This is a genomic window from Mixta tenebrionis, assembly GCF_006517625.1.
Taxonomy (GTDB): Bacteria; Pseudomonadota; Gammaproteobacteria; order Enterobacterales; family Enterobacteriaceae; genus Mixta; species Mixta tenebrionis.
Genome location: NZ_VHQI01000028.1, coordinates 1 through 4,493, shown reverse-complemented (window position 1 = coordinate 4,493; position 4,493 = coordinate 1). Strand labels below are relative to the sequence as shown.

3 protein-coding genes, 4 tRNA genes and 1 other RNA gene are annotated in these 4,493 nt (G+C 50.4%); 7 read left to right on the top strand and 1 reads right to left on the bottom strand.

Annotated features, from left to right (window positions below):
- The first annotated feature begins 120 nt into the window (after window positions 1-120).
- Both murB and birA read left to right on the top strand, forming a co-directional pair.
- Window positions 121-1,158 carry a UDP-N-acetylmuramate dehydrogenase gene (murB, locus tag FKM52_RS21210; protein WP_141178083.1) on the top strand — a complete coding sequence of 346 codons (1,038 nt, stop codon included), beginning with the start codon at window positions 121-123 and terminating at the stop codon, window positions 1,156-1,158.
- Window positions 1,155-2,120, top strand: coding sequence for a bifunctional biotin--[acetyl-CoA-carboxylase] ligase/biotin operon repressor BirA (gene birA / locus FKM52_RS21205; RefSeq protein WP_141178082.1), 966 nt, complete (start codon window positions 1,155-1,157; stop codon window positions 2,118-2,120). Before murB ends, birA begins: the two co-directional genes overlap by 4 nt.
- Window positions 2,121-2,173: 53 nt before the next feature.
- On the opposite strand, the gene coaA is transcribed toward birA, so the two are convergent.
- Window positions 2,174-3,124, bottom strand: a complete 951-nt coding sequence (coaA, locus tag FKM52_RS21200; protein WP_208852782.1) for a type I pantothenate kinase — start codon at window positions 3,122-3,124, stop codon at window positions 2,174-2,176.
- 593 nt (window positions 3,125-3,717) lie between these two features.
- Here coaA and FKM52_RS21195 point away from each other — a divergent pair.
- The 5 genes from FKM52_RS21195 to FKM52_RS21175 all read left to right on the top strand — a co-directional run bounded on the left by FKM52_RS21195 (window position 3,718) and on the right by FKM52_RS21175 (window position 4,342).
- A tRNA-Thr gene (locus tag FKM52_RS21195) sits at window positions 3,718-3,793 on the top strand.
- A 10-nt stretch (window positions 3,794-3,803) separates the two neighbouring features.
- Window positions 3,804-3,888: transfer RNA gene (locus FKM52_RS21190), tRNA-Tyr, on the top strand.
- A 52-nt stretch (window positions 3,889-3,940) separates the two neighbouring features.
- Window positions 3,941-4,058, top strand: a non-coding RNA gene (locus FKM52_RS21185) — RtT sRNA.
- A 128-nt stretch (window positions 4,059-4,186) separates the two neighbouring features.
- Window positions 4,187-4,261 (top strand) — tRNA-Gly (locus FKM52_RS21180).
- Window positions 4,262-4,266: 5 nt separating this feature from the next.
- A tRNA-Thr gene (locus FKM52_RS21175) sits at window positions 4,267-4,342 on the top strand.
- Window positions 4,343-4,493 lie beyond the last annotated feature (151 nt).

Sequence of the window (4,493 nt, the reverse complement as noted above, 5' to 3'; positions counted from 1 at the left end):
GCCGGGGCTTTTTCGCGTCTGCGATATTCAGGTTTTCCTTTCCTTTTCCTGCCGAGAAAATTTTCTTCCTGCTGTGCCAATCGGGTAAAATGAGCGCAACTAACCGGAAAAGGTCGTTTCATGTCCAGCCCTGAATTTTCTCTAAAATCTCTCCACACCTTTGCTATTGAAACCACGGCTTATAAGATTGTGATTGCGGAAAGTCCGGCAGATATTCTTATCGCCTGGCGCGAATGCCAGCAACATAATTTACCTTTCCTGCTGCTTGGTGAAGGCAGTAATGTCCTGTTCCTGCGAAAATTCAGTGGGATAGTGGTAATCAACCGCATCAAAGGCATCGCTGTTACAGAGAGCGAAAACCACTGGCATCTGCAGGTGGGGGCAGGGGAAAACTGGCATAGTCTGGTCACCTACACGCTACGGCAGGGCATTACCGGTTTAGAGAATCTGGCTTTAATCCCTGGCTGCGTCGGATCGGCACCGATCCAAAATATCGGCGCCTATGGCGTTGAACTGAAGGACGTTTGCGAATGGGTTGAAGTGCTTGAGCTGGATAGCGGCAACATAACACGCCTTACAGCGGCGCAGTGCCAGTTTGGCTACCGTGACAGCATCTTTAAACATCAGATGCAGCACGGGCACGCGATTATCGCCGTTGGCTTTATTCTGCCGAAAACATGGCGTCCGGTGTTGAGCTATGGCGAGCTCGCCAGGCTGGATATAGCTACCGTCACGCCACAGCAGATTTTTGAGGCGGTTTGCCGTATGCGTCGTAGCAAACTGCCCGATCCGGCGCTAACCGGCAACGCCGGCAGCTTTTTTAAAAATCCCGTGATCGGCGCCGAACAGGCAGCCCATCTGCTGGCACTTTTCCCGCAGGCGCCGCATTATCCGCAGGCTAACGGCGAAGTTAAGCTGGCAGCCGGCTGGTTAATCGATCAGTGTCAGCTAAAGGGATATTGCGTTGGCGGGGCGGCGGTACATCAACAGCAGGCGCTGGTGTTAATCAACAGCAATAATGCCAGCGCTGAGGATATCGTTGCGTTAGCGCATGATGTCAGGCTGCGGGTCGGCGAAAAGTTTAATGTCTGGCTGGAACCTGAAGTGCGGTTTATCGGCGCCAGCGGTGAAGAAAATGCCGTTGAGGTGATTTCATGAAAGATAACAGCGTACCGTTAAAACTGGTCGCCATTCTGGCCGATGGCGAATTTCATTCTGGCGAGCAAATCGGCGAGCAGCTTGGTATGAGCCGGGCGGCCATTAATAAGCATATCCAAACGCTAAAGGAGTGGGGGCTGGATGTTTTTACCGTTACCGGCAAAGGCTACTGTTTGTCAGCGCCGATTGAGCTACTGGACGAAGAAAAAATCAATCCGCATTTAGAACAGCCGGGCATATCCGTTATTCCCGTTATTGATTCAACCAACCAGTATTTACTGGAAAGGATGAATTCACTGCAGACGGGGGATACCTGCGTCGCTGAATATCAACAGGCGGGGCGTGGGCGACGCGGGCGACAGTGGTTCTCGCCCTTTGGCGCCAATCTCTACCTCTCCATGTACTGGCGCCTTGAACAAGGGCCCGCCGCCGCGATGGGTTTAAGCCTGGTCATTGGTATCGTTATCGCTGAAGTATTACAGCAGCTCGGCGCTGAAGAGGTCAAAGTCAAATGGCCCAACGATCTCTATCTGAAAGATCGTAAGCTGGCGGGTATTCTGGTTGAGATGATCGGCAAAACCGGCGATGCGGCACAGATTGTATTTGGCGCCGGCATCAATCTGGCTATGCGTTCGCCTGATACCAGCGTGGTGAATCAGGGCTGGATTAATCTGCAGGAAGCCGGAATCAGTATCAACCGCAATGAACTGGTCAGCATGCTGGTTAATCAACTGCGTCGTAGCCTGAAAGAATTCGAGCGCGAAGGGCTGGCGCCCTTTATTCCACGCTGGCAGCGGCTGGATAACTTTATTAACCGCCCGGTAAAATTACTGATGGGCGATCGTGAAGTTCTGGGTATAGCGCGTGGTATCGATCAGCAGGGCGGGCTGCTGTTGGAGCAGGACGGCGTGGTTAAGTCATGGGTTGGCGGCGAGATCTCGCTGCGTCCGCAAAGCGCGTAACAAGGTTCTGATGCAGGCTTCCGGACGCTTGCCGTACAGAAGCCGCTATCTTATTACTTGCGTAATTTAACCTTCTCCACGGCATGATTAGCGCTCTTGCTCAAAATCAGGCTGGCGCGCTCACGCGTGGGCAAAATATTTTCTTTCAGATTACGCCAGTTAATCTCACGCCATAGCTGCGTTGCGGTATTGATCGCCTCTTCTTCGGATAGCTGGGCATAGTGGTGAAAATAGGAGTCAGGATCGGTGAATGCGCCTTTACGAAACTTCAGGAAGCGATTGATATACCACTCCTGCAGCAGATCCTCCGGCGCATCGACATAAATGGAAAAATCCACAAAGTCTGAGACAAAAACGTGGTGCGGATCGTGCGGATAATCCATTCCGCTTTGCAGCACGTTTAAGCCTTCAAGGATAAGGATATCCGGCTGTTGAACAACCTTGTCGCCGTCAGGAATAACATCATAAATCAGATGCGAATAAACCGGAGCGGTAACTTCAGAAGCGCCTGATTTCAAATCGGCGACGAAATTGACCAGCCGGTGCATATCGTAAGACTGTGGGAACCCCTTTTTCTTCATCAGGTCACGCTCTTTTAATACGGCGTTGGGATGAAGAAACCCATCGGTAGTAATTAATTCAACGCGGCGGTGCTCAGGCCAGCGGCTTAACAGCGCTTGCAGTACGCGCGCCGTGGTGCTCTTACCAACGGCAACGCTTCCTGCGATGCTAATGATATAGGGTATTTTTTGCCCATCCGTGCCCAGAAACTGCTCCAGAACCGCCTGTCGACGTAAATTAGAATTGATATAAAAATTTAGCAGGCGAGACAGAGGTAAATAAATTTCAGCCACTTCTTCCAGCGAAAGATCTTCGTTAATGCCTTTAAGGCGCGCAATTTCGTCCTCTGATAAGGTCATAGGAACAGAATCACGCAGCGCGGCCCATTGTTGGCGGCTGAATGTCAGGTAGGGCGTAGTAAACGAGGACTCTTTATTACTCATAAGCATGCTTCTGCCAGCAAATATTTACCGAACGACAACAGCGAAGCCTGGCGTACCGGCTCCTCTGTGTCCTGAGGGTAATTTCAGAAAACAATGCGCAGGAGGTTAACACCAGTAAAGGGAAAAAAAGAAGGAAAAAGATAAAATGACAATAGTAATCGGAACGATTCCCTGCGTTTCGATTATTCAGAGAAAGGATAAACCTGCGCGCTGTCGCACGAATGAAAAATATAACCGCGGCCTGATATAAAAACCGATCTAATAATTTCAAGAAATTGCCGCTATTTAACGTGATCTTCATCACAAAGTTAGTTTTTCCCGGCCGCCGTTAAACTGTGCATAATGCGCTGTCGTTCCCTGCGCTTGTTGGGCTTTATCGCACGTCTGCCGGAACCGTTATGACTGAAGGGAATCGCTTCTTCATAGAGTACGGCTACTCTGACAGGGCCGAATGCGCCAGCAGGAGCGGTTGTTTTTTCTTCAAAAAAACGTCATTTTGCGAAGAATTGCACAAATAATAGTCGATAGAACATTTATCGCAATTTTTTTGTTGCATACCTAAGCCGCTCTTCCTAGAATGCGCCTCACTTGATGCCGGCTTAGCTCAGTAGGTAGAGCAACTGACTTGTAATCAGTAGGTCACCAGTTCGATTCCGGTAGCCGGCACCATCAAGTATCAGGTGGGATTCCCGAGCGGCCAAAGGGAGCAGACTGTAAATCTGCCGTCACAGACTTCGAAGGTTCGAATCCTTCTCCCACCACCAAATTTAAGCTCCGGCAACAGAGCTGAACCAGAGTGAAAGCGCCAGGCGGTTTCATTATGGTTGGAGGTGAAAGCTTCCGTTAAGGTTCGAGTCGGGCGGTGCGGAATATTGCAAACGTGCGGCGCGAAGGGTGAGGCGCGAAATGGCGAACAGCCTTTCTCCTGCCCCCATATCCAGACTGAGCTCAAGCGCAGTCAGAGTCAGCAAGAAACGCAGGTTGGCTCGAAGCTCGAATAATAAGCCTCCTTACCTTATTATTCATATGCTACAGAAAGAACAGGTAGCCGAGTTCCAGGTTGCGGGCATCGTATAATGGCTATTACCTCAGCCTTCCAAGCTGATGATGCGGGTTCGATTCCCGCTGCCCGCTCCAGATGTGCTGATATGGCTCAGTTGGTAGAGCGCACCCTTGGTAAGGGTGAGGTCCCCAGTTCGACTCTGGGTATCAGCACCACTTCTTCATCTCCCTCCCTGATTCTTTTCTGCATAAAAAATTCAACAGCACAGGCAATGCCTGGTTGATGTGGTGATATCACCGATTTAACCGTGTCTTAGAGGGACAATCGATGTCTAAAGAAAAATTTGAACGTTCAAAACCGCACGTC